Annotated in this window: 19 protein-coding genes; 11 read left to right on the forward strand and 8 right to left on the reverse strand. The window is 66.4% G+C overall.

Annotation, left to right across the window (positions count from 1 at the left end; all coding sequences use genetic code 11):
- Positions 1 to 5,239, reverse strand: a 5,239-nt coding sequence (locus ACR9ZH_RS08045; protein ID WP_481290239.1) for an alpha-2-macroglobulin, incomplete at its 3' end; no start/stop codon positions are given.
- Positions 5,240 to 5,636: 397 nt separating this feature from the next.
- On the opposite strand from ACR9ZH_RS08045, the gene ACR9ZH_RS08050 reads away from it, so the two are divergent.
- From ACR9ZH_RS08050 to ACR9ZH_RS08080, 7 genes are all read left to right on the forward strand, one after another.
- A complete protein-coding gene (locus ACR9ZH_RS08050) occupies positions 5,637 to 6,287 on the forward strand; it encodes an HWE histidine kinase domain-containing protein (protein ID WP_481290240.1) in 651 nt (216 codons plus the stop codon).
- Between the two features lie 93 nt (positions 6,288 to 6,380).
- A complete protein-coding gene (locus ACR9ZH_RS08055; RefSeq protein ID WP_481290241.1) occupies positions 6,381 to 6,812 on the forward strand; it encodes a YciI family protein in 432 nt (143 codons plus the stop codon).
- A 25-nt stretch (positions 6,813 to 6,837) separates the two neighbouring features.
- Positions 6,838 to 7,275: a VOC family protein gene (locus tag ACR9ZH_RS08060; RefSeq protein WP_481290242.1), complete on the forward strand. Its 438-nt coding sequence runs from the start codon at positions 6,838 to 6,840 to the stop codon at positions 7,273 to 7,275.
- A gap of 10 nt (positions 7,276 to 7,285) precedes the next feature.
- A complete protein-coding gene (locus ACR9ZH_RS08065) occupies positions 7,286 to 8,050 on the forward strand; it encodes a YciI family protein (protein WP_481290243.1) in 765 nt (254 codons plus the stop codon).
- 52 nt (positions 8,051 to 8,102) lie between these two features.
- Positions 8,103 to 9,377, forward strand: a complete 1,275-nt coding sequence (locus ACR9ZH_RS08070) for an RNA polymerase sigma factor (RefSeq protein WP_481290244.1) — start codon at positions 8,103 to 8,105, stop codon at positions 9,375 to 9,377.
- A 73-nt stretch (positions 9,378 to 9,450) separates the two neighbouring features.
- Entirely contained in the window at positions 9,451 to 9,726 is a 276-nt protein-coding gene (locus tag ACR9ZH_RS08075; RefSeq protein ID WP_481290245.1) for a YlcI/YnfO family protein, read from the forward strand.
- Positions 9,723 to 10,022: a type II toxin-antitoxin system RelE/ParE family toxin gene (locus ACR9ZH_RS08080; RefSeq protein ID WP_481290246.1), complete on the forward strand. Its 300-nt coding sequence runs from the start codon at positions 9,723 to 9,725 to the stop codon at positions 10,020 to 10,022. Before ACR9ZH_RS08075 ends, ACR9ZH_RS08080 begins: the two co-directional genes overlap by 4 nt.
- Positions 10,023 to 10,027: 5 nt before the next feature.
- On the opposite strand, the gene ACR9ZH_RS08085 is transcribed toward ACR9ZH_RS08080, so the two are convergent.
- The 3 genes from ACR9ZH_RS08085 to ACR9ZH_RS08095 form a co-directional block, all read right to left on the reverse strand.
- Entirely contained in the window at positions 10,028 to 10,504 is a 477-nt protein-coding gene (locus tag ACR9ZH_RS08085) for a T6SS immunity protein Tdi1 domain-containing protein (protein ID WP_481290247.1), read from the reverse strand.
- Between the two features lie 188 nt (positions 10,505 to 10,692).
- A complete protein-coding gene (locus ACR9ZH_RS08090; protein WP_481290248.1) occupies positions 10,693 to 11,829 on the reverse strand; it encodes a serine hydrolase domain-containing protein in 1,137 nt (378 codons plus the stop codon).
- The gene (locus ACR9ZH_RS08095) at positions 11,826 to 12,815 is read right to left on the reverse strand and encodes a lysylphosphatidylglycerol synthase transmembrane domain-containing protein (protein ID WP_481290249.1); all 990 of its coding nucleotides are present in this window, start codon (positions 12,813 to 12,815) and stop codon (positions 11,826 to 11,828) included. Before ACR9ZH_RS08095 ends, ACR9ZH_RS08090 begins: the two co-directional genes overlap by 4 nt.
- Positions 12,816 to 12,868: 53 nt before the next feature.
- Here ACR9ZH_RS08095 and ACR9ZH_RS08100 point away from each other — a divergent pair, with 53 nt between their 5' ends.
- A complete protein-coding gene (locus ACR9ZH_RS08100) occupies positions 12,869 to 13,663 on the forward strand; it encodes a TOBE domain-containing protein (RefSeq protein ID WP_481290250.1) in 795 nt (264 codons plus the stop codon).
- Here ACR9ZH_RS08100 and ACR9ZH_RS08105 read toward each other — a convergent pair.
- The 3 genes from ACR9ZH_RS08105 to modA are packed head-to-tail and all read right to left on the reverse strand — an operon-like array spanning position 13,660 to position 15,744.
- On the reverse strand, positions 13,660 to 14,322 hold the full coding sequence (locus ACR9ZH_RS08105) for an ABC transporter ATP-binding protein (RefSeq protein ID WP_481290251.1): 663 nt from the start codon (positions 14,320 to 14,322) through the stop codon (positions 13,660 to 13,662). The two genes, ACR9ZH_RS08100 and ACR9ZH_RS08105, sit on opposite strands and share 4 nt — an antisense overlap.
- Positions 14,319 to 14,993 (reverse strand): molybdate ABC transporter permease subunit, encoded by a 675-nt coding sequence (gene modB / locus ACR9ZH_RS08110; RefSeq protein WP_481290252.1) that lies wholly within the window; start codon positions 14,991 to 14,993, stop codon positions 14,319 to 14,321. The genes ACR9ZH_RS08105 and modB overlap by 4 nt, the downstream gene beginning before the upstream one ends.
- 4 nt (positions 14,994 to 14,997) lie before the next feature.
- A complete protein-coding gene (gene modA, locus ACR9ZH_RS08115; RefSeq protein ID WP_481290253.1) occupies positions 14,998 to 15,744 on the reverse strand; it encodes a molybdate ABC transporter substrate-binding protein in 747 nt (248 codons plus the stop codon).
- Between the two features lie 152 nt (positions 15,745 to 15,896).
- On the opposite strand from modA, the gene ACR9ZH_RS08120 reads away from it, so the two are divergent.
- Genes ACR9ZH_RS08120 through ACR9ZH_RS08130 form a run of 3 tightly spaced genes read left to right on the forward strand, consistent with a single transcriptional unit; the run spans position 15,897 to position 19,899 of the window.
- A complete protein-coding gene (locus tag ACR9ZH_RS08120) occupies positions 15,897 to 16,871 on the forward strand; it encodes an HlyD family secretion protein (protein ID WP_481290254.1) in 975 nt (324 codons plus the stop codon).
- Positions 16,868 to 18,307, forward strand: coding sequence for an efflux transporter outer membrane subunit (locus ACR9ZH_RS08125; protein ID WP_481290255.1), 1,440 nt, complete (start codon positions 16,868 to 16,870; stop codon positions 18,305 to 18,307). The genes ACR9ZH_RS08120 and ACR9ZH_RS08125 overlap by 4 nt, the downstream gene beginning before the upstream one ends.
- The gene (locus ACR9ZH_RS08130) at positions 18,304 to 19,899 is read left to right on the forward strand and encodes an MFS transporter (protein WP_481290256.1); all 1,596 of its coding nucleotides are present in this window, start codon (positions 18,304 to 18,306) and stop codon (positions 19,897 to 19,899) included. Before ACR9ZH_RS08125 ends, ACR9ZH_RS08130 begins: the two co-directional genes overlap by 4 nt.
- Here ACR9ZH_RS08130 and ACR9ZH_RS08135 read toward each other — a convergent pair.
- On the reverse strand, positions 19,862 to 22,663 hold the full coding sequence (locus ACR9ZH_RS08135; RefSeq protein ID WP_481290257.1) for a polysaccharide lyase family 8 super-sandwich domain-containing protein: 2,802 nt from the start codon (positions 22,661 to 22,663) through the stop codon (positions 19,862 to 19,864). The two genes, ACR9ZH_RS08130 and ACR9ZH_RS08135, sit on opposite strands and share 38 nt — an antisense overlap.

Below are 22,663 nucleotides of genomic sequence, written 5' to 3' on the forward strand. Positions count from 1 at the left end.
CCAGCGCGAGGATGATCATGCCCGACGACAAGGTGTTGTAGTGGCCCCTGCCCAGCGGACGCACCAGGTTCTCGATCGTTTCCGCCGGCAAGGCTTTCGCCTGCTCCGGAAAGTGCTTCGACAGCAGGTAGAGCACCGAGGCATCGCGGATCGGCGCATCGTAGTAGTCGAAGTACGCGTAGGCCTCGTCGGCCGGCGGACGGGTGAGCAGCTTGCGCGGGCCGGCGATCAGGTCGTTGGCCAGTCTGTCCTGGTGCAGCAGTTTGTACGCCGACGCCAGCCACGCGGCGGCGAGGTCGTTCTTCCATTCCTTGGGATACACCTCCTGCAGGCGGCGCTGCACCGAGGCGAGGTCGTTGGTGGTGACGTTGCCCTGGCGGGTCAGCAGGTAGATCGCGTAAGCACGCTGGCGCATTTCGGCGAGCGAATCGCCGCTGTCATCGGCGGCGATCTGGCGCAACGCATTGTCCGCCGCGGCAAGCATGTCGCGCGGCACGCTCACCCCGCGATCGCCCGCTTCCACCAGGTAATGCACGGCGTAATCGGTGACGAAGGTGTTCGTATCCGGCGTGGCCGTCCACAGGCCAAAGCCGCCCTGCCCGTTCTGCCGCGCGCGCAGGCTATCGAACAGGGCAGCCACCGGATCGGCCGGCGGAGCCGCGCCGTCCTGCATGCGCGCCGGCTTCACGTCGCCGAACTCCGGACGCTTGCCCAGCACCAGCGCCGGCATCGCTGCGCTGATGACCTGCTCCGTGCAGTAGTGAGGGAAATCCACGAGGTATGCGGCCAGTCCGCGCGCCAGCACCACGGGCACCGCGGAGAAGGCGGTATCGCGCACGGCGTATTCGTCGTGCATATCGCGAAGCTCCGTCACGTCGCCGCGCGAATGCGCATCGACATGGCCGAAAGCCAGATCGGTGCGGAGGGGCGACGCCGGGCGTACCGACAGGTCCACGCCCTGCCGCGCCGATTTGCCGCCGTAGCTCGCCGTGAAGGTCATGTTGCCGGAACCGAGCTTGTCGGTCGCACGTACGCGGAAAACCGCCACGCCTTCGCGCATCTCGCCGAGACTCAGCGTCTTCGCGGCCTCGCCGACGAGTTGCAGTTGCGGCCCGAGCTTCAGGTTCACGACGACCGGCACCTCCTTGCCGCCAAGACCGGTGAGGTTGTTGGCCACGCCGACGCTGATCTCCGCCTCGTCGCCCGGCGCCAGCGTGGTCGGCACGTTCGGCGACAGCACGAAGTCGCCCCGCACCGTCGTGCTGCCCTCGAAGATGCCCATGCGCTCCGGCGAGACGGCCACCGCCATCACGCGCAGCTTGCCGTTGAAGTAGTCGGGCACCTTATAGGTGAGGTCGCGCGAACCGTCGACGTCGACGATGCCCGACCAGTAGGCCACCGGCTTGTCGCGCTTGCGCCGGAACGGGTTCAGCTGGCGCCCGATCGCGCCCTCGGCATCGCCGCCAGGCGCCGCCATGCCCATCAGCTTCTGGAAGTCGGGAATTACGAGGTCGAGGATCTGCGAGGTGGACACCTCGAGCATGCGCTTGCGGAAGAAGTACTCCAGCGGATCGCCCAGCTTGTAGCGGGCGACCTGCAGGATGCCTTCGTCCACGGCGAACACGACGGCACGCGTGGGCCTGGGCGAGGTGACCCGGAAGGTCACCGTGTCGCCCGGCTTCACCAGCGGCGGCGATTCCACCGCGATCGCATGGCGCCGCGCATCCATGTTGACCGAGAAAGGCAGCACGCCGAACGAGAGCGGGCTCATGAAGATCTCGTCGGACGAAGGATCCCTCACGTACTGCACGTTGATGTAGCCGTTGCCCTCGAAGTCGGCCGGCACGGTAATGTGCTGCACCGAGCTCGTCGTGTCGGCATGGAACCAGGCGTGCGCGTACACCTTGTCGCGCTCGATCGTGATCAGGCCACTGCCGGCATAGGGCGCGCGGATGGCGACATCCACGGCCTCGCCGGGCGCGTAGTCCTTCTTCGACAAAGTGAGCTGCAGCTCGGCGTTGCGCTCCAGCGAACGCGACACATTGCCCTCGCCCGCCACGGACCAGGCCACGCGATTCACTTCCTTGCCGTCGGCATTCTTCACCACGAGGGCGAAGGTGCCCGGCTTGTCGGTGGGCAGGCTGACGTCGAGCCCGGCGGCCGGAATGGTGAGCGGGGTTTCGGACAGGGTGGTTTCGCGCGCCTTCGATTCGTACTTGAAGACGCCGGAAGGCTGTTTCGTGAGGACCGAGACGAAACGGGTTTCCACGATGGCCTGCTTCAGGCCCTTCAGTTCGATGCGCTTCGCGCCCGGATCGATCGCCACGAGGTTCACCACGCGTTTCGCGTCGCGGCCCACGTAGTCGAGGTTGTCGACCGCCTTGTAGCCCACCAGCCAATCGTTCGACGAGACCATGCCCTGCGTGGCAGCGGCAACGCTCCGGCCACCCTCGGCCTCATAGGCCTTGGCCAGGAAGTACAGCTGGTAGGTGGCATCGGCATAGCGCGACAGGTCCAGGGCGAACTCCGCGTGACCCTTGTCGTCGGTCTTCGCGTCCGCGAGCTTCTCCTCGAAACCTTCCTTCGCGCGGCGAATGTCGTAGAAATGGTAATCCCTGAAGCTGGGGAAGGACGGGAACGCGGGACGCAGGGTCAGTGAGCCCTCCACGCGGCGGCCGGACGCCGGGGTGCCGAACAGGTTCTGCACGTCCACCAGCGCTTTCAGCTGTGCGGGCTTGACCCAGCCCTCGGTCACCGTGGCGGAAAGCTTCGCCGACACCTTCATCCGGTCGGGTTGGAACTCCTTCACCTGTACCGTGGTGCTGCCGATCTGCGAGTACGGCTTGCCATCCTTCGCGATGTAGAGGTTTACCGTCCAGTTGCCGGTCGGCGAACTTTCGGCCGTGGTGTACTCCAGTTCGGCGAAGCCGGCTGGGTCCATCGCCACGGTTTCCTGGCGTACGGTGCTGCCGCGCGGATCCACCACTTCGGCGATCAGCGGCATGCCGGCGACGCTGCGTGTCCAGCTGTTGGCGCGCACGATCATGCCGATGTGGAAGAGGTCTCCCGGGCGGTAGATACCCCGGTCGGAGAAGAGATAGCCGGAGAGCTGGCCCTGGCTGTGCGCGTTCGGCTCGCCGCCGATGTCGAACCGGGAGAAGTCGAGCGAGCGGTCGTAGCCGCCCACGGGCAGGAACGACAGGTCCTCGCCCTGGCGCACCACGAACATCGCCGGCGCCTTCTCCTGGGTGAAGCCCTGGAGGTTGGCGAAGTGCGCACGGCCATCCGAACCGGCGGACTGGGTGAAGAGCGTGCTGCCGTTCTTCGCGATGACCGACACCGAGGCCCCCGCCACCGGCGAGCCGGTGCGGATCGACTGCACGAAGATATCGTAGCTGCCGTCGAGCGCCTTCTTCGCGATCATGCCCAGGTCGGTCATGACGATGAGCCGCTCGTCGCGGGGCCCGTCGTAGATCATGCCGTCGCTGTCGTTTTCGTCCTTCGCCGCGGCCGCGGCCGCCGCGTCGGGATCGCCCCCCGCATCGCGCGCCGCGGCTTCACGGGCGGCCTGCTCGCGCCGCTCGCGCGCGGCCTGCGCGGCCTTCGCGTCGTAGCCCGAAAGCTTCAGGAGGAACACGCCGCGCTTGCCCGAGGCCAGGTACTGGCCCAGGTCGAAGCCCTCGTAATGCGCCTTCCCCGGACCTTCGTCGGGGAAGGAGACCTTGCTGACGAAGCGGTCGACGAAGTGGTCGGGCGTGAAGCTGTACATCTCGGGTTTCGCATACGTGCCCGAGTTGAGCGTGACGAGGTGCTGGAGCTGGTCCGGCAACACCCGGCCGACTTCCACGCGCATGCCCGGCATGTTGCGCGACACCACGGAGATGCGGTGGTCGCCACTCAGCGACAGCAGCGAGCCCTCGGCCATGAAGCGCAGCAGCTTCGGGTAATCCGGCACGGTCAGGAGCTCCGCGCGCGCCTTAGGCATCACGTAGCCGCCGAACGAGGTCATGCCCTTGTCGACACGCACGTACACGCGCTGGCCCGGTTGGGCGCGGTAACGGAAGCTCTGCGTTTCCGACCAGTCGTTCTCGGTCGGCACGATCTCGGGCTTGAGCTTCGCGAAACCGCGGAGCTCGGCTTCGCCGATCGAGTCCACCGTGTAGTGCTTGTCGTCACCTGCGGGCAATGCCCACACCTGCAGCTTCCTGGCCAGTTCGGCGTCGCTAACCGGGCCGCCGAAGCGCATTACGACCACCTGTTCCGGTTCGAAACGCTCGTTGTCCACCAGGGTGGTCGAGACCTCGTCCAGCTTCAGGCTGTAGAGACCCGGCACGCGCACCGACGTTGCGAGTTCCTTCTCCGTTCCGTCGCCGCCCCGGCTGCTGCGCACGCCGTCCTCGAGGTGCAGAACGACCGAGCCGTCGTCGCGCGGCGGCTGCAAGGGCTGCGAATGAACGAAGGCGTGCAGGCGGTGCTCGTCGTAGGTCACCGTGTACTTCAGCGCGCTGCCGCGCTTCTCGTTGCCATTGCGCAGGTCCAGGGACAGGCGCTTCTCGAGCTGGGCAGCGTCCACGGGATAGTTGAAGCCCAGTTGGACGATGGTCTTCTTGCGGACCGGATCCTGCGGGTCCTGGTAGAACTCGCCATTGACCACGTGCACCGCGAAGGGCGCGGTCTCGACGCTGAAATGGTCTTCGGCCAGCAAGGCCTGCGGCGCGAAGACCTTCGCCTTGTCGAAGCGGACGTCGATCTTGCGTCCCACGGGCCAGTCGTTGGCGGGCGTGAAGCGCAGCGTGCGATCGTTTTCCCAGGTCCACTGCCCCGGCAGTTTCGGATCCATGGCGATGCCGTCGGTCACCGGCTTGCCCAGGGACTCCAGGCGGGCAGCGGACGCGGAGAAGGTGACGGTCAATGGATGGATCGTCAGCGGCAGGTTCGCGTAGTCACTGATCGCCGGCGCCGGCGCCCGGAACGTGATCCTCTGCGGCTCGGCGGCGCGTGGCCGGTTCTGCCACGCATGCCAGCCGAACCAGCCCGCGGCTGCGAGCAGAACGATGCCCGCGACGGTTGCGGTGAACTTCAGCGGATGGTTGCGGGCCGCCCGCCCCGTCGCTGGCATCCAGACAGGCGCAGACCAGGCCACATTGCCGAATATGGGCCTCGACACCCAGCCCAGCAGATGGAAGAGGCCGCGCAGGAAACGCACGGGCAACAGAGCGATAAAGCGAAGCAGGTCCATGTTTCCCTTCCGGTCCTTTCCCAGGTGAGGGATACGCGCAGGCCCCGCCCGTCGCGATGGCGACGAACAGGTCATGGCTTACGTATCCCCGATCTCTATCGTGCACGCGGCTTATGCCGCGGCGACGGCGAAATTCTGGCACAGGCGGGACAGGCATCGCGCTGTTTCAGAACCGTCACACAATAGAAGGATTCTGAAAAATCGATCCAAGTGCCTTGGGCGTGACACGGCTCACGCCGACCGCGTAACGTCATGTAACGCGGGGGCATCTTGCTTTATCGTCGCCAAGTCCACCGGATCGAACGTGGACGGCGGTTGCGCAGGACGTTTGCCGGGCGCAGCGGACGCGCAGCACGGGGGAAGACGGGGATCACGCGGTGGCCTTACGGTGGACACGATGAACGACGACACGGCGGGCTCCCAGGACGATGTGATGGTCCTGCGCGATATCGCGCGCGCGCAGCGCGTGGTGATCGACGACCTTACCCACCGCATGAAGAACCTCCTCATGGTGGTGCAGGCCATGGCGAGGCAAAGCTTCCGCGACGACCGCCCGCTCGACAGCTCCATGGAGGCATTCGAAAGCCGGCTGCGCGCGTTGGCCGGCGCTCACGATCTCCTGCTGGCGCGGGCTGCGCGCAATGTCGCGCTCCGCGGCGTGGTGGAATCCACCCTCGCCCCGCACGATCCGGGTAGCGCGCGGGTGAGCCTTTCCGGCCCGCCGCTGATGCTGGAGCCCGAGACCGCCGTGGCGGTCGCCATGGCCCTGCACGAACTGCTGACCAACGCCAGCAAGTACGGCGCGCTGTCGACGGCGTCCGGCACGGTGGCCATCGCCTGGTCTTTCGTCGCAGAACAGGCAGGCGGCAGGCTGAGGCTGGAATGGAAGGAACGCGGCGGCCCGGCGGTGGAGACGCCGCTCCGGCGCGGATTCGGCACGCGGTTCATCGAACGGACGCTGGCCGGCGAGGCGCATGGCGAGGCTGCGATCCGCTTCGAGCCGGACGGGGTCCGGGCGACATTCGAGGCCCCCGCCCTGCTGGAGTGAAGAAATGTCGGTCGACCTTGTCGATTCCGGCAGTTCACAATCGACGTGTCCATGAAAGCCGGGGCTGCCCCGGCTCTGCATGGGAGAACGACGATGCGCTTCATGGTGATGGTGAGAGCGACCGAGGCATCCGAGGCCGGCGTCATGCCGAGCGAGGAATTGCTCACGGCCATGGGTCACTTCAACGAGGAAATGTGCCGCGCCGGGGTGATGCTTGCCGGCGAAGGCCTGCACCCGAGCAGCGCCGGTGCGCGCGTGCGTTTCACGGGCGACCGCCGCGAAGTGATCGACGGCCCGTTCCCCGAAACCCGGGAGCTCATCGCCGGATTCTGGCTGTTGCAGGTACGTTCCCTCGACGAGGCGATCGAATGGATCAAACGTGCACCCAATCCCTTCGAGGGAGGCATCGACTCAGTTTGTGAGATTCGCCGCGTCTACGATGCCGAGGACTTCGGCGCCGAATTCACTCCCGAGGCGCGTGCCCAGGAAGAACGCCTGCGTGCCGAACTCGCTTCACGCCACTGATTACCCCACGACGAAAGGAGTCCACATGAAGATCCAGCCTTACCTGTTTTTCAAAGGCGATTGCGAAGAAGCCTTCGAGTTTTACGAGACGGTACTCGGGGGGAAAATCAACGAGCGGCATCGCTTTAACGAGATGCCTCCCCAGGAGAACGCAGGCGACGGCGGCGGTCCGGACATGTCCGACATGGGCGACAAGATCATGCACATGAGTCTCTCTGTCGGCGACCAGGTCATCATGGGGTCGGACGGCAACGCCAAGGACTACAAGGGCATCGAAGGGGTCATGGTCACGATCGGCATCGAAGATGTCGAAAAGGGACGCACGATCTTCGAAGCCCTCGCGCAGGGCGGCAAGATGACGATGCCGTTCCAGGAGACCTTCTGGGCCAAGGGCTTCGGCATGTGCACCGACCGTTTCGGCGTGCCCTGGATGGTCAACGCCGGCGACAAACCCAGTCCGTAAGGAGTGAGCCATGCAATTCCTCGTCATCCGCAAGGCGGACCATGACAGCGAAACCGGCGTCAAGCCGAGCCGCGAGCTGCTCGAGGCCATGAGCGAGTACATCGACACACTGGCGGCCGAGGGCCGTCTGCTTGCCGGCGAAGGCCTCAAGCCGAGCAGCACGGGCGTGAGGGTCACGTTCGGCCCGGGGCGGAAGGCGATCGCCGTCGACGGCCCGTTCGCAGAAACGAAGGAACTCGTCGCCGGCTTCAGCATCATCGAAGCGGCTTCGATGGAAGAAGCGGTGGCATGGGTGAAGGATTGGCCGGCGGAGGATGCCAACGGCCAGGCCGAGATCGAGATCCGTCCCATCGGCTGCCCGGGCGGGCTCTCCGGCTTCGGCAATCCCAGCGAAGAAGAATCGCCCAAGCCCCGCTACATGGTGATGCTCAAGGCGAACGAGCGCAGCGAGACCGACTGGAACCCCGGTCCCGAGATCCTCGGCCGCATGAGCGAAGCCAATCGTGCCGGCCAGGAAGCCGGTTTCCTCATCGCCGGGCACGGGCTATCGTCCAGCCGTCACGCCAAGCGGGTGAGTTTCGCCAAGGGCAAGGCCACGGTGCTGGACGGCCCCTTCGCCGAGATCAAGGAGATGGTCGCGGGTTTCTGGGTCCTTCGGGTGGACAGCATCGACGAGGTCATTGCCTGGGCGGAAACCTTTCCATTCCCCGACGGCGACGATGCCCGCCTCGAAATCCGCGAGCTTTGGCGGATGGAAGACCTGATTCCGGCCTGATTGCCGCAACGCGGCTTGCCACGCATGGCAGCGGATGCTGTCATGCGTGGTCATGACGACGCACGATACCCACCGCGCCATCGACGCGATCTGGAAGATGGAATCGCCGCGCCTGATCGCGACGATCGCACGCATGGTCCGCGACCTGGACCTGGCCGAGGAACTGGCGCAGGACGCGCTCGTCTCGGCGCTGGAACAATGGCCACGCGACGGCGTGCCGCGCAATCCCGGCGCCTGGCTCACCCAGGCCGCCAAGCATCGCGCCGTCGACCGCATCCGCCGCGAACGCATGTCGGGCCGCAAGCTGGAGGCGCTTGGTAAGGACATGGAAGGCCTGCTCGAGTCCGATGACGACAAGCTGATCGACGCGCTCGACGACGACATCGGCGACGACATGCTGCGGCTGATCTTCACCGCCTGTCATCCCGTGTTGTCCGTGGAGGCCCGCGTGGCACTGACACTTCGCCTCGTGGGCGGCCTGACCACCGACGAGATCGCCCGTGCCTTCATCCTGCCGGAAGCCACGGTCGCCCAGCGCATCGTCCGCGCGAAACGCAGCCTGGCCGACGAAGCGGTGGCTTACGAAGTGCCGCGGGGCGAGGCCCTGAAGGATCGGCTCGCCTCGGTGTTGCGCGTGCTCTACCTCATCTTCAACGAAGGTTATGCCGCCACCGCCGGCGGCGACTGGATGCGTCCCGCCCTCTGCGAGGAAGCGCAGCGCCTCGGCCGCATCCTAGCCGAGCTGATGCCCGGCGAGCCGGAAGTACATGGGCTGGTCGCCCTCATGGAAATCCAGGCCTCGCGCATGGGCGCACGCACCGGCCCGGGCGGCGAACCGATCCTGCTGCTCGACCAGGACCGCCACCGCTGGGACCGCCTCCTGATCAACCGCGGGATCAAGGCGCTCGAGCGCGCCGAACGACTGGGCGGCGCGCAAGGCCCGTACGCGCTCCAGGCCGCCATTGCCGCCTGCCACGGACGTGCCGCGCGCGCCGAGGACACCGACTGGCCGCGCATCGCCGCCTTGTATGCGCAACTGGTGGATGTGCTTCCTTCGCCCGTCGTGGAACTCAATCGCGCCGTGGCGGTATCGATGGCCGAAGGCCCGGCGGCAGCGCTCCCCATCGTGGAATCGTTGCTGGACGAGCCCTCGCTGAAGGACTACCACCTGCTCCCCAGCGTCCACGGCGACCTGCTCTTCCGCCTCGGTCGCGTCGACGACGCCCGCACCGCCTTCCTCCGCGCCGCCGGCATGACCCGCAACGATCGCGAACGACGCCTCCTTGAAGCCCGCGCCGGCGCCTGCAGCCTGCTCATCCAGAGCTGAGCCGCGCTCCCGACTCGACCTCGACACCTCCCTAGTGGTATGTTGCGTCGCAAATGCAACGCAAGGACCGGCCATGAAAACCGCGAGCTTTCCCTCGATCCGCATCGAACCGGAGTTCCGCCAGCGTGCGGAAGACGTGCTCGGCAAGGAAGAAACCCTCTCCGCGTTCATCGAGACAGCGGTTGCGGAGGCGATCGAACGCCGGGCGATGCAAAAGGAATTTCTCGCCCGCGGTCTTGCCTCACTGGAGCAGGCGGAGCGCACCGGCAGCTACCACGCCGCAGCCGACGTACATAAGGAGGCTGCCGCCCGCATCGCCGCCGCGAGGCGAAAGAAAGGAAAAGGATGAAATACGAGGTTCGCTACACGGACGGCGCGCGAGCCGATCTTCTTCGCCTCACGGAGTTTCTTGCAGAAAACGACGCGAACGCCGCTGACCGTGCACTCGCCACACTGGTACGTGCCGTAGGTATTCTCGAAGAATTCCCCTACACCTGCCGCAAGGCGGGACCGGAAGATCCCTTCCTCCGCGAACTCGTCGTTCCCTTCGGCGGCAACGGCTACGTCGTACTGTTCCACATCGGTGTCGAACACGTCACCTTGCTCGCATTTCGCCACCAGCGTGAGGACGACTACTTCGCCTGACCAGCTCAGTGGGTGATGTCGATATTCACGTCGGTGCCGTCCGGCAGGTTGCGGAGTTGCTCGAGGACGGAGCCGGTGAGTTCGAAGTGTTCCTTCGCAGGCACCGGGTTCAGGTTTTCCACGCTGTACTCGCCTTCGGCGAAGACCGGCAAGGTGACGTAGGTGTAGCACTCGCCTTCGGCGCGCGTCTTCCCGGCGTCGATCAACGCCTCGATGAGCGACGGCAGCAGCCAGTCTTCCGCGACTTCCTCACGCAACAGGTTGTTGAAGCCCTGCACGCTCTCGGCCACGCGCTCCAGTTCGGCGGTACCCGTGTTGAGCCAGAAGATGCCGCCCTCGTCGGCTTCATAAAACATGTCGCCCAGCGCGGTGAACAGCAGCGGCGTGAATGCCTCACCGATGCGCCAGCGCCAGGATTCGGCGAGCGCGTCGATGGCTTCCTTGTCCGGCGTGCAGGTGAGGTCGTTCCAGGAGAGGGCCATGGGGGGCGCCTTTTGAGCGGGGAAACGCCAGTTTAGGTCATAGCGCAACCGGTTGGCACACAGAAGCTGGTCGCGGCGTGGCGTCGACATTTCTCTTGTGGGAGCCGGCTATGCCGGCGATCCCGCGGCAGCGGGTCAGCTTGCCGCAAGCACCCATCGCCGCTGAAGCGGCTCGCACGAGCGAACTTTCAGGGTTCGTCGACTGCGCGATTCACGGCGCGGACGAAATCGGCGCGTGCCTGCGCCTGCGCCTCGTCCGTCGCTACGGGCCAGGCGGCGAGTTGCACGATCACCAGGTGCCGGCGCGGGTCGATGTGCAGCAGCTGGCCGAAGATGCCGATGCCCTCGAAGCTGCCGTCGTCATAGGTCCACCACTGGTAGCCATAGCCGCGCCCAGGAGTGCCGATGTCCGAATGCTTGCGGGTGGCATCGGCCATCCAGCCGTCGGCCAGGATCGGGTTCCCCGCGGCGACACCGCCGTCGAGCAGGAACTGGCCGAGGCGTGCGTAATCACCGAGCGTGGCGGATACGCCCGAACCGCCGGCCTCCGTCCCATCCACATCATCCTTGAGCCAGAGCGCGTCGGAAGCCATGCCATAAGGCTCCCAGATCTTTTCCGACAGGTACGCGGCCAGCGATTTGCCGGTGGCACGCGTGACGACGATCCCCACAAGATCGGTTTCGCCCGTCTTGTAAACCCACCGCTCGCCCGGTGCGAACTCGCGCGGCAGACGGGACATGTAGGTTACCAGCAGCGGCACGCCCGACTGCCGTTCTCCTTCGTACATCATCGCGACGTCGGAACGCGGATCGGCGTAATCCTCGTTCCAGCGCACGCCCGACGTCATTTCCAGCAGCTGGCGGACCGTGACATCGCGGTACGCGCCTGCGGCAAGTTCGGGGATATAACGCGTCACCTTGTCGTCGAGGCTATGGATCGCGCCATCGCGCAATGCGGCACCCACCAGCGTCGACGTGAACGACTTGGCCACCGAGAACGATGTCCAGCGCGTGGCCGGCCCGGCGCCCAGGCCATAGCGCTCCAGCCGCACGCGGCCGTCCTGCAATACCATCACGCCGGCAACGTGGTGCGTGGCGATGTAGCCGTCCAGCGTCGTGCCGTCGGCGAAGCGCGGCGAGAGCGGCGCTCCCGCGGGTAGCGGATGCGCCTTGCCGTGAGGCACGACGTTGCTCGCGTAACGGGTTTCCATCGCGCGGAACGCGGCTTCGCGCTGGGGCTGGTTCCAGAACAGCACGTCGGTGCGCCGTGCGTGCGGCGTGGTGCAGCCCGCGAGGCACATCAACAGCAAAAGCAGCCGTTTCATGCGGGCGCCACGATGCGGCGGCGTACCTCGAACGCGCCGAGCGCCAGCGAGGCGATCGCGAGTGGCCCCAGGCCGTAGATGACGCGGTAGGCGAGCAGCGCCGCCAGGACCTGCGCCCGTTGCTCCTGCGGAAACGCAGCGAGGGTCAGCGCCTCGAAGGCGCCGATGCCGCCCGGCGTGTTGCTGACGATACCGGCCAGGATCGCACCCACGTAGATGGGCGCGAAGTCGAGAAAGTTACCGGCGATCTCGGCCGGCAGCAGGAAGTACATCGCGCCGGTCGCTCCCACCATCTCGACGACGCCCAGCGCCATTTGCGCCCCGGCCGAGCGGGCCGACGGCACCGGCGTACTGAACTTCCACACCTTGAATTCGTCGTGCTTGCTGGCCAGCCAGCGCAGCAGGACGACGAAGGCGACGAGCAGCGCGATGCCGGGCCACCTTCCCCACCCCTGCGCGATCGACGGTTCGAGCAGCAATGCCGGGCAGGTCACGGAAGCGAAACCCATGCCCACGGCGAATCCCACCAGGCCGACGACACGCGCCACATCCGCGGCGCCCACGCCCTGGGTCGATAACACGCGGTACCGCAACGCCGTGCCGGTGATCGCATGGAAGCCAAGCGCATTGCAGATCGCGTGGGTGGTGAAGCCCGAAAAGATCTTCATCCGCATCGGCACCCGGCCCGGTACCACCGTCTCCACGGCGAACACGTCGTAAGCGGTAAGGCAGATCCAGCTGACCAGCGTGGCTGCAATGGAAGCGATCACGTGCCAGCGCGGGATGCGGTCGATGGCTTCGCGCACGTCCCGCCAGGCCATGCGTTCGATGTAACGATGCAGCAGGAACACCGCGCCGCCGACGATCGTCGCGGTAAGGACGAGCTTCGCAGTCCGGATCGCGACCGCCTTCCGGGTCTTCGTGTCTTGCCTGTCCGCCACCGCCGTACCCTTGCCTGCTGCTTCGTCGCGAAAGGCGGGCATCATCCCACGACCGGGCCGGGAAGCCTAAACTCGGGCAGCCGTCCAGGGAAAAATCGATGCTCCACTTCGAAGGCTCGCTCTGGCTCACCGATGGCGCCCGCCGCTGGGGCGGCAGCGACCGTGTCGAACTCCTGGCCCAGATCGGCGCCACCGGTTCGATCACCGCCGCGGCCAAGGCCGTGGGCATGAGCTATAAGGGCGCGTGGGACGCCGTGGAGGCCATGAACAACCTGGCCGGCGAGGCGCTGGTCCTGCGTTCGACCGGGGGCCGGGGCGGCGGTGGCGCGACCCTCACCCCCAGGGCGGAGCGGCTGATCGCCTCGTTCCGGGGCATCGAATCCGAACACCGCCGCTTCGTGGAGCGCCTTGCCGTGCTCGGCGAGGACGCCACCCAGGATCTCCATCTGCTGAGGAAGTTCACCATGCGGACCAGCGCCCGCAACCAGCTGGCCGGCACCGTCCGGCGCGTCGTCGAAGGTGCGGTGAACGACACCGTGGAGATCGAGTTGCCCGGCGGTGCGGCGCTCGCCGCCACGGTCACCCGGGAAAGCACCGCCAGCCTGGGCCTTGCCCCCGGACGCGCCGTCGTCGCGATGATCAAGGCGAGCTGGGTGATCCTCGGCTTGCCCGGCGAAGGCCTGCGCGTGTCGGCGTCGAACCGCCTCCCCGGCACGGTGACGCGCGTCCAGCCGGGCGCGGTGAACTGCGAGGTCTCGCTGAGCCTGAGCGGCGGCGCCAGCCTGATCGCCATCGTCACCAAGGAGGGCGCCGGGGCGCTTGCGCTCGACGAAGGCAAGGCCGTGGTGGCGCTGTTCGACGCGTCGTCGGTGATCCTGGGCGTGACCGACTAGACCACCCGCCCGTCGCGAAGCTCGATCGTATGGCCATCCAGCGCCTCCACGTCCGCGGGATCGTGCGTGATCACCAGCATCTGCAGGTCCAGGCGGGACTGAAGCGCACGCAATTCCGCGCGCATGCGCCCGCGCAACGCGGGGTCCAGTGCGGCGAACGGCTCGTCCAGCAGCAGCAGCCGCGGTTCCGCGACGAGTGCGCGGGCGAGCGCCACGCGCTGGCGTTGTCCGCCCGAGATACGCGACGGGTAGCTCCCGGCGACGGCGGCAAGCTCGAACGTATCGATCCAGCGGCGCACGCGTTCGTCGCGAGCGCGCCTCGGCGGATTGAACCAGCCGCGGTCGAGGCCGAAGCCGATGTTCTGCGCCACGGTGAGATGGGGAAACAGCGCGTAGTCCTGGAACACATAGGCGACACCGCGCTCACGGGCGGGAAGGTCCACGCGCGATCCCGCATCGAACAGCGTCCTGCCGTCCACGCGCACGTGCCCGGCGTCCGGCGCGAGCAGTCCGGCCATCGCGCGCAGGGTCAGGCTCTTGCCCGCGCCGGAATGCCCGAACAGCACGATGCGCCGGTGATCCGAGGCGAAGGCGACGTCGAGCTCGAAACGGCGGTCGTCGCCGCGCAGCGTCTTGCGGATGGAAACGTCGACGCTCATGGCCGCGTCCGCCGCAGGTGATCCGGCGCCAGCCAGCCGGCCAGCAGCAGCGCAAGGACGCAGGTCACCGAAGTGACGAGCACCATGATCCCCGCGGAGCGGTCGTCGCCGGCCTGCACCGCGGCATAAATCGCCACCGAGAGCGTCTGCGTCCGCCCGGGCAGGTTGCCGGCGATCATCAGCGTCGCGCCGAACTCGCCCATCGCACGGGCGAAGGCCAGCAGCGCGCCAGCCGTGATGCCGCGCATGGCCAGCGGCAGGGAGACGCGAAAGAAAACCGCTGCCGGGCGCAGGCCGAGCACGCGCGCCGCGTCTTCCAGTTGGGGATCGACCGCCTCGAAAGCCGCGCGCGCCGCCTTCTGGACCAGCGGGAAGGCCACCAGGGTCGAAGCGATCACGGCGCCCTGCCAGGAGAAGACGAGGTGGATGCCCAGCCGGTCCAGCCATTCGCCGAACACGCCGTGGCGGCCAAGCAGCACCAGCAGGTAATAACCGAGCACGGTCGGCGGCAGGACCAGCGGCAGGGTCAGGATGGAATCCACGACTTCGCGCGCATGCGAGCGCCAGCGGGAGAGCCCGAAGGCCACGGCCACGCCCAGCACCAGGTTGATGGCCGTGGCCCACAGGGCGACCTTCAGCGTAAGCAGCAGCGGCACCCAGAGCGAATCCATGTCGTCACGGGTCCTGGAAGCCGAACCCGGCGAGAATCCTTCGGCCCTCTTCCGATAGCACGAAGGCCTGGAAGGCGGCTGCCTCCTGCGCCTGCCCCGAGTGGGAGATGACGGCCATGGGATAGGTGACCGGCTTCGCCGTTGGCACGCTCGCGACCACCTGTACGCGGCCCCGGGCGATCGCCGCGTCGGTGGCGAAGACCAGGCCAGCGTCCACTTCGCCGCGGGAAACGTAGTCGAGGACCTGGCGGACGTTCTGCGCCAGCACGCCCTTGGCCGATACCATTCCCCACAAGCCCCGCGATTCCAGCGAAGCCCTGGCATATCGCCCCGCAGGCACGGAGGCCGGATCGCCATACGCGACCCGCTTTACCGCCCCGGCCGTGAGGCTATCGAGCGAGGTCACCGGCACCCGGGCGTCCTCCGGCACGATCAGCACGAGCCGGTTACGTGCGAAATCCCGCCGCGTGGCGGCGTCGACCGCCTTCGCAGCCACCGCCTTGTCCATCGTCGCCTGATCGGCCGAGGCGAAGAGGTCCGCCGGCGCCCCATTCACGATCTGGCGCAGCAACACGTCCGACGCGGCGAAATTGAAGATCACATGGACGCCGGGATGCCGCGCCTCGTAAGACTGGCCAACGGCCTGGAAGGCGTCGGTGAGGCTGGCGGCGGCCGACACGACCAGATCGGCGGCTGATGCGCCAGCGGAACCGGCAAGCAGGATCAGCGCGATGAGAGGACGAAGGCGCATGGGCGGGCCCGAGGGCGGAGGTCTCGCAATATAGGAAGCTATATAGCGGTGGGTCAATGAGAAAACTGCCGCCGCACCGGCTCGCACGAATCACCAAGCAAGACGGCGCCCATGGTGGCAGCGTGACGGACAGTCGCAAGGGAACTGGCCGCATGAAACTGGCGTTACGCGTCATCGGTGGGCTGCTCGTGCTGGGCACGCTGGCCCTCCTGCTGTTTTTCTGGCTCGACCGCAGTGAAACCACTACCGACGCCTACGTGACGGGGCGAATCCATCCGGTCGCCCCGCGCGTCACCGGCACGGTGCTGACCCTGCGTGTGGACGACAACCAGCACGTGAAGGCCGGGGACGTGCTGCTGGAGCTCGACACGCGCGATTTCGACGTGCGCATGGAACAGGCGCGCGCCGAAATCGCGCGGGCAAGGAGCCAGCTGGCGGCCTCCGAAGCGCAGATCGCCGAAGCGACGGCCGCGATCGTGGCGGCGGACGCCTCCGCGCGGAAGACGGTGCTCGATCTTCGCCGTGCGGAAGAACTGGTGAACGAAACGCCACGTGGCATCTCCCGGCAGGAGTACGACGCGGCGAAGGCCGCCGCGGATGCGGCCGCGGCAAACCGGACGAGCGCCATTGCGCGCAAGGTGGCTGCCACGGCGACGCGTGAAATGGCCCGCGCACAGATCGCTACCGGGGAGGCGGCACTCCACGACGCACAACTGGCCTACGGCTACACCAGGGTGGTCGCCCCGGTAAGCGGTTATGTCGGTCGCCGCACGGTGGAGGTCGGCGCGCGGGTCAACGCCGGCCAGACCCTGCTCTCCATCGTGTCGGACGAGGTATGGGTCGTGGCCAATTTCAAGGAGACGCAGCTGGCAGCCGTTCGCCGCGGCACCGCGGCGCACATGACCGTGGACGCGCTCCCCGGGATCGACTTCATCGGGCACGTGGACAGCTTGTCGCCCGCGTCGGGCTCGCAGTTCGCCCTCCTTCCGCCGGATAACGCCACGGGCAATTTCACGAAGGTGGTCCAGCGCGTGCCGGTGAAGATCCTGTTTTCCACCGACGACCTGCGCCGCTATCGCGAACGGCTGGCGCCCGGCCTTTCCACCGTCGTGAAAATCCGGCCGTGAACACGGAACTGCGAAACCACTGTGGGAAGCTCCTTGTCCTCGTCTTCGGCCTGGCCGGTTGCATGGCCGGGCCCGACTACCGGCGTCCCGATGCGCAGGCACCTTCCGCCTGGCGTGAGGCGCCGGCCGCGAACTCTCCCGTTCCAGACGCATGGTGGACGCTGTTCGGCGACGAGGAACTCGCTCGCCATGTGGAAGCCACGCTTGCCGCGAACCAGGACCTTGCCACTGCGCTGGCGCGCTATGACCGCAGCCGCGCCCTGCTCGGCGTCGCCCGCGCGGACGAGTTCCCCGACGTATCTCTGGACCCGGCCTATGCGCGCGCCCGCACCTCGGGCACGGTGTCGAATGCTCTGCCCACGCTGGAAACCACGCTGTGGCGCGTTCCCATTGATGTCGCGTACGAAGTGGACTTCTGGGGACGCGTGCGACGCAGCGTGGAAGCTGCCAGTGCCGACGTGGAAGGCAGCGCGGACAGCATCGCCGCGCTGCAGCTGAGCCTCGGCGCGGCCGCGGCGTCCACCTACCTGTCGTTACGCAGCGCTGACCAGGACATCGACGTGCTGGCGCGCACGGTAACCCTGCGCGAGGACGCGCTGGGCCTGGCGGAACGGCGTGTGCATGCGGGCGTGGCCGGTGACCTCGACCTGCTCCGCGCGCGCGCCGACCTCACCCAGACCCGTGCCGATCTCGCCGACGCGCATCGGCGCCGCGATAACCTCGAACACGCGCTCGCCGTGCTCGAAGCACGCAACGCGCCGGACTTCAGCGTGGCCGTCCATGCCTGGACACCCGTGGTTCCCGACGTTCCCGCCGGCCTGCCTTCCTCGCTGCTCGAACGCCGCCCCGACGTGGCGGCGGACGAGCGCGCGCTGGCCGCCGCCAGCGCACGGATCGGCGTGGCGCGTGCCGCCTTCTTTCCGCAGGTACGGCTTACCGCCTCGGGCGGTATGGCAAGCAATGGGCTCGGCGACCTGTCGAGCGATGACAGCAAGGCCTGGTCGATCGGGCCAAGCATCCATCTGCCCATCTTCGACGGTGGCCGCAACCGCTCGAACCTCCAGGCGGCCGAAGCTGCTTATCGCGGCGCGCTGGCGAACTGGCGGCAAGGCGGCATCGTCGCCTTTCGCGAAGTGCAGGACGCGCTCACGGATACGCGCTGGCTGCGCGAGCGCGGCGAAGCACTGGCCGCCACCGTGGATGCCGCCACGGCGGCGGCCAAAGTATCGCGCTCGCGCTACGACCGCGGACTCGCCGGCTACTTCGAAGTGGTCGATTCCGAGCGCCAGGCCCTGGCCAGCCAGCGCGCGGCGATCCAGAACGAACAGCAGCGGCTGCTTGCCGCCGTCGCGCTGATCAAGGCGCTCGGCGGTGGCTGGCGCGAAGGTGCGGCAGTGCCGCGGCAGCCCCTCGCCGCCTCCGGGGAAGCGCGGTGAACGCGACGGCCGGCACGGCGGTTACCGCTCCCTCGACGCCGGCCAATCTGCCCTGGTTGGGCATCTTCGCCGTGCTGATGGGCGCGATCGCCACGACGCTTACGTCACGCCTCACCTCCATCGGCCTGGCCGACGTGCGTGGCGCGATAGGTGCGGGTTTCGACGAAGGCGCCTGGATTCCCACCGCCTTTTCGGCGGCGCAGATGATGATCGGGCCCCTCGCGATCTTCCTCGGCCGCGTCTACACACCGCGACGGGTGCTGCTGGCGGGCAGCGTGGTATACGGCCTGGCCGAACTCCTGCTGCCCCTCGCGCCCGATCTGCACGCCCTGATCCTCCTGCAGGTCATCGCCGGACTCGGATCGGGCACCTTCATCCCGCTCACCGCCTCGTTCATCCTGGTCTCGCTTCCGCGCAACCTGTGGCCCTGGGGACTGGCGGCCTATGCCATGAACATCATCCTCGGCCTCAACCTGGCCTCTTCGCTGGAAGGCTGGTACCTGGAGCACGCCACCTGGCACTGGATCTTCTGGCAGAACACCATCGTGGCCGTGCCGCTGTTCGCGCTGTACTGGTTCGGACTGCGCCGCCTGCCGATCGACCGCGACTACCTGCGTCATGGCGACTTCCGCGGCATGCTCCTGGCCGCTTCCGGGTTCACCCTCGTCTTCATCGCTCTCGACCAGGGCGACCGGCTCGACTGGCTTGCTTCGTCGCTCGTCGTCACGCTCCTCGTCCTCGGTTTCGTCGCGCTGGGACTGTTCCTGCTGCACGAATCCACGCTGGAAACACCCAGCATCGACTTCGGCCTCCTCGTCCGCCGCAACGTGTTCGTGCTGATCGTGCTGGTGCTGATCACGCGCTTCCTCGTCACCGCGAGCAATACGCTGGTGACGAACTACCTGATCCAGGTGCGCGGCTTGCGCCCGCTGGAGGTCGGCAACGCGGTGCTGTGGGTGGCCCTTCCACAGTTGCTGATCGCGCCCGCGGTGGCCTGGATGCTGGGCCGCCTTGAGCCCCGCTTCGCCATCGGCACGGGACTCGCCATCGCCGCGGCGGGATTCCTCCTTGCCACGGGCATCACCTCGCAATGGGTGGAAGGCAACTTCAGTCTCTCGCTGCTCTTGCAGGCCATGGGCGAAACCCTCGAGCTCACGGCGCTGATCTACTTCTTCGGCCACCACCTCGGGCCCACGGACGGCATCACCTTCGGCGCGATCATCCAGACCGCACGACTGTTCGGCGGACAGCTTGGCACCGCGTCCATCATCGTTTTCACGCGCAAGGCGGAGCAGTGGCATTCGAACCTCATCGGACAGCACATTGCCGCCGGCGATCCGGTGACGACGGAGCGGATCGCCGCCTATGCGCGCGCCGTGGGATCGCTCACGCAGGGCACGGGCGATGCAGAGGCGCGCGGCGCCGGCCTGCTGGCGGCAGCCGTCCGAACCCAGGCCTATACCTTGTCCGCCCTCGATGGTTTCCTGCTCGCATCATGCGTGGCGGTGCTCGGCGTCGGCCTGGTGCTGCTCCTGCGCAAACCGCCAGAGATTGTCAACCCGCCCGCGGTACCGCCGATGCGCCCGAGCTGACATACGGCAGCGACTCTAGCTTCCCCTGTCGAGTAAGCAGCCATGTGCAGGTCTTGCCGCTGTCAGGGCCGGCGGGAAACGGAATCCGGAAATCCCTCGCCGGCTCGCGACCCCATGCAGCATTGAGTGTCGTGGCGAGCTGTTTTTGCGTGGGATCCGCAATGGAAAGCCGGAGGCTGTCGTCATCAAGCTTCTTGATAATGAAGGCGCAAGGCGTGGATGGCTGCACGGTAATATCGTCCAGTTCCATCCTGCCTGTCCCGGCCGAGAATGCGGCACCGGCGCCATACATGCGCCCGGGATCCACATACAGATGCGCATCGGAGCCGGCGGCAACCTGAAGGTTCACGAAAGGGTCCTCGATCGCCGAGACGCGATAGAGATACTCGCCTGCCTGGCCGGCCGGATGGTCAATCCAGATGGAGAAGATGTTGCCGCGCACTACGTCCGGTGATTTGCCGCTATTAATGTCGCGCCATGCACCCTGGCGAGACATCGCCTCTACGGTGACCGCCTGGGGCCTCCCACCGAAGCTGTAGCGGAATCCTGCGTGGCATATCTCAACGATCTGGCGCGACGAAACGCGGTCCCCCAGGGCAACAGGCTTCGTCTCTCCCGTCTCGTACCTTATCAAAGCGTCGCCGACGAACCAGCATTGTTCGACGCTGGTACACACCGGATACACCGCACTCCCGCCTTCGATGTCCGAGCCCACGAACGTCATGCCTTGTTCCTGGGCGAACACGGTCTTTCTAGCGCCCCTTACGTTTCCCCTGGTGAGGATCATCGACGAAATTCCGGCCGTACCGTCGCTCGCAGCGCCTGAAAAATCATGGCTACCCCAGGCCCCTACACCCCACTCCACCAACGGAAACTTGAAATCGGGCACTTGCTCCACGGTCGTTCCCGGGATGCGCTGCCAGTCCCAGAGTGGCTGGATATCGCGGTACTCATTGCCCGTTCTCACGAACAAGCAACTCCCCGTGCCCATGTAATAGCCCTTGAGATTCTCTCCGTTCCCTGTTTCCGTGCCTACAGTCCGCGTCGACACCGTCTTCAACCAGAAGGCGAACCGGGATGTCAGGTGCGCCATGTAGTCGTTGACCCAGTACGCACGGTTTCCGCAGAAAAAGCTGTTCGTCGATTCGTCGCCGGCAGCCCGCCGCACCAGTTCTTCAAGTGCCGACGGCGCCTCCGGCTGACCGGCGAGCAGTTGTCGCGCCCAGTTCCCCAGATTGCGACTACCTTCCATCCCGCGACTCACGGCGCGGCCGCAGACGTGGAAATCGTAGGTACCCCGGTAGCTGAACCAGCCCATGCCGTTGAGAAGAAAGCGTTCCAGACTTTGCAGCGCGCCGCGGCTAAGAGAAAACGATCCCGAAAGCAGGCGGTGAAGAGTGAAGATACTGCTCAACAGAACGCCACCGTACGTCCCGGCATATAGCTGCGAACATGCGCCGTCTTTCGGATTGTGCTGACTGAACGAGTAATCGATGCTGATGCCGTTTCCCAGCTCGTTGCCCTGCCTGGCCACGGGCATGCAGAGGTTCGACGCCACTGCCGAAGAGGCATGAACGTGCTCTAGATATGATTGATCCCCGGAAGAACGCCATCCGCTGATCGACCAAAGCAGCTGGATGTACGCCATGTCCGCCTGGTTGGCGCCCAACTGCCCCATCGATGTATTGGCGGTCTCGGAAAGGTAACGGACGGACGAGGCAAGTGCCGCATTATCGGCACTGTCGGCGAGGAGAGTCAGTGCATGTGCTGCCGGACGGGCAAGGCCGATCTGCCGATCCCACCAGTTATCCGTCCGGAAATCGCTGCCCGTGTAGAACGCCAATGCTGCGACGGCTGCGCCACGGACTCGCACCCCGTCGGATCCAGCAGTGCTCCTGGCGAAGGCGGCTATCGCCCTCGTGCGCTCAAGATGCTCGTACAACGGGGCCGTGTTCTTTCCCGCCTGCTGCGGCGGATAGACGATGTCGGCGAAGCGGCCTGACGCAAAGCCTTGCAACCAGTGATCGACTTTCTCCTGGGCAGGCAGCGTGCCTTGCGCCTGAATCACCGCTCTTTCATAGACCGCTGAAGCATCAGCGTCGTTGCCGTTGGCGGGAAGGTACGTGACACTCACTGCAATGTCAGCCGCAGCCGGGTACCACAAGTGGTTGCGGTATGAACTGCCCAGCGGAACGATCGTTCCCGTAGCCAGGTCTTTCTCGCCCGCCCGGAGGAACAAGCTCGTGCGATTGATGGCCCGTGAAACATCCCAGGTCCATAGATACAAGCTGGTCCGGCCAGGTTCGACCGTATAGTCGAGGCATTCGTATAAATTGCCGTGGGAACGGTTTCTTACTTCCACGCGGATGATCGTACCGGCCGCGAGATCGGCAGCAGCGCGAACAGGGCCAGCGTCTGCCCAGGCATCCAGGATCGGTTGCGTGGTAAAGGCATGCAGGCCTTGGCTACTCTTCACCCACAGACCGTTTCTGTACTGACTGGCAAGAGTCACGATGCTGCCATCTGTACTCTTTTCACCTGCCCGGATCCGCTCACTTTGAGCGTTGATCCTGTCGGCAAACACCCTGGGCCACGTGAACTGCCCGGTTTGACCTGGGTCGGCCGGGGTGAATGTGATGGTTTCGAGGATGTCGCCGGTGGCGTCATCGACGACGAACGCGCTCACGCGCTCGCCCATGAGCAGGGCACGATCGGACCGAAGGTTCGATCCCTTGAGCTCGTCCCAAACCGTTGCGGTTGACAT

It is taken from the genome of Luteibacter sp. SVR4-7G, from assembly GCF_056755555.1.